The 1850-nt window shown below is 31.7% G+C and carries 5 protein-coding genes; 2 read left to right on the plus strand and 3 right to left on the minus strand.

Going from position 1 to position 1850, the window contains the following annotated elements; translation table 11 throughout:
- Positions 1–206 (plus strand): cysteine peptidase family C39 domain-containing protein (locus tag VQ643_RS16165; protein WP_414201524.1); only part of this gene is annotated, 206 nt, incomplete at its 5' end.
- Here VQ643_RS16165 and VQ643_RS16170 read toward each other — a convergent pair.
- Together VQ643_RS16170 and VQ643_RS16175 are read right to left on the minus strand one after the other, a co-directional pair.
- A complete protein-coding gene (locus VQ643_RS16170; protein ID WP_414201526.1) occupies positions 130–510 on the minus strand; it encodes a hypothetical protein in 381 nt (126 codons plus the stop codon). The genes VQ643_RS16165 and VQ643_RS16170 overlap by 77 nt on opposite strands.
- Before the next feature lie 3 nt (positions 511–513).
- The gene (locus VQ643_RS16175; protein ID WP_414201528.1) at positions 514–1200 is read right to left on the minus strand and encodes a hypothetical protein; all 687 of its coding nucleotides are present in this window, start codon (positions 1198–1200) and stop codon (positions 514–516) included.
- 104 nt (positions 1201–1304) lie between these two features.
- Between VQ643_RS16175 and VQ643_RS16180 the strand changes: the two genes are divergently transcribed.
- Complete coding sequence (locus VQ643_RS16180; protein ID WP_414201530.1) at positions 1305–1604, plus strand: hypothetical protein; 300 nt, start codon at positions 1305–1307, stop codon at positions 1602–1604.
- Positions 1605–1659: 55 nt separating this feature from the next.
- On the opposite strand, the gene VQ643_RS16185 is transcribed toward VQ643_RS16180, so the two are convergent.
- Positions 1660–1797, minus strand: a complete 138-nt coding sequence (locus tag VQ643_RS16185; RefSeq protein ID WP_414201532.1) for a hypothetical protein — start codon at positions 1795–1797, stop codon at positions 1660–1662.
- Positions 1798–1850 lie beyond the last annotated feature (53 nt).

A 1850-nucleotide genomic window follows, 5' to 3' on the forward strand; every position in this document is an offset into this window, starting at 1 on the left:
CCCACTACCATGGCGTCTCTGTTGATGCGGCCGATATAACTCACCGTTTTATAGAAGAAGGTGAACTAGATCTCAATTTAAATACATGGTTATTAGCCGCTAAGTATTTAGAACTTAAAGCCAAAGTGGTTAAAAAAGATATTGAACGCTTAGATATGGTTTCACTACCTGCGGTAGTTTGGCGCGAGGATGGTGATGTGTTTTAGGAAGGACTCCATCGTTTTCTTTTATAAGCCTTACATAATTTTCAAAGTGTCTAGCTGCGACAGATTCAAATTTATTGCTATAATTTTCCCATCCTACTGTATTTATCCAAATGTGTTGAACCATTCGTTGCATTAAATAATCAAGACCTGCTTTATTTACTGGCTCACCAGTTACAACAGCTGCGTTATCCGCATAAGAATCCCCTAGACTTGCTAGATATTTCCAACCACCTTTATAGTCTTTTTTATCACTAAATTCTTTCAAATTAATAATTTGTTTTTCAGTTAAAACTGGTGCTTTCATAACTCATTCGTCCTTAATAAATCCATTAACAATTTTTATCATTTCCTTTGCAAAAGAAACAGCATAGTTTTCTTCTATAAAATAGCCATTTAATCTTAATGAAAATCGTACCGATAAGTATTTTGTTTTTAAACTATAATTAATTATAGACATGCCATTAAACTCTCCCTCATTAGACATTGTAATAATAAACCCTGAATCTTTACTATCTTTTATAAGTGTGTACCCAGAAAAGCCTTCAGACTTATCCTTATTTAAGTAACATGAATACTCACTACCACAATAGTATTTTAAATCTCTACTCAGCCTAGACTCATATTTCTTAAAATTAATATTATAACCATCTACAGACTCCAAATATATTAAACTACTTATTGATGATAATTTATAATACTCATTAGCTGATTCCTTATTAAAAATAATAAATTTTTTATTAATAAAATCAGGTATTATTTGCAAGGTAAATGCATTACTTGGTGGTAATTTTTTATTTACAAAACGCCAATCTTTCCCTTTCATTGAAGCATTATAAAAATATCCATACGGTATCTCCAAAAAAACATCTTTCCCATATAACTTAAATCTAACATAATATTCATCTCCAAAAATTGGAGGATCTACTTTACTGCACCCAGAAATACTTAAAACTATAAATATTAAAAATATAATTAAGTATTTTTTCATATTCATTTAAGCTCCATACCTAATAACTAAAGCTGTACATTAGCTGAACATGCGCTAAAATCAAGTTGCACGCTTATACTAAAAATGACTTAACTCAACTATTTATAACTATGAATCCCAGCACTTCTCTCCATGCTTTATCTATCATTGCTCACTACCATGGCGTCTCTGTTGATGCGGCCGATATAACCCACCGTTTTATCGAATCTATAGCAGGCCCCATTGCTTTAGCAAGAGTTCCTAAAAATTCTCTTCGCAACGCCTTTGTTTCACTCAAAAAAGAATCTTGTATTGCATCAAATCCTTTAACTTTTAAATTATCTGATAGATCCCTAAATACTTGCGCCATGCTATCTAAAGCATTTTGCTTTGCGGCTTTACCTTCAAGGCCTGCTAAATCAGCTTTCTGAGCAAGGTCCTGAGCTTTTTGAGCATACTCACTATATTTTTTAGCTACATCATTAGCTATTTCCCACTGTTTATAAGAGTTTGCATAATCAGCTTTACTATAATTTTTGTAATTGCCTCTAAGGTAATAACTAAACCAGATGCTGTATCTGTCCAGTATTCTTTAAATAACAATTCAAACTCATTACTTGTCATTTCAATTTCCTTCTATAAATAATGTGTTTTGCAAGAATCACTAATACTATTAG

The sequence above is a fragment of the Pseudomonas sp. F1_0610 genome (assembly GCF_047470865.1).
Lineage (GTDB): Bacteria > Pseudomonadota > Gammaproteobacteria > Pseudomonadales > Pseudomonadaceae > JAZDRH01.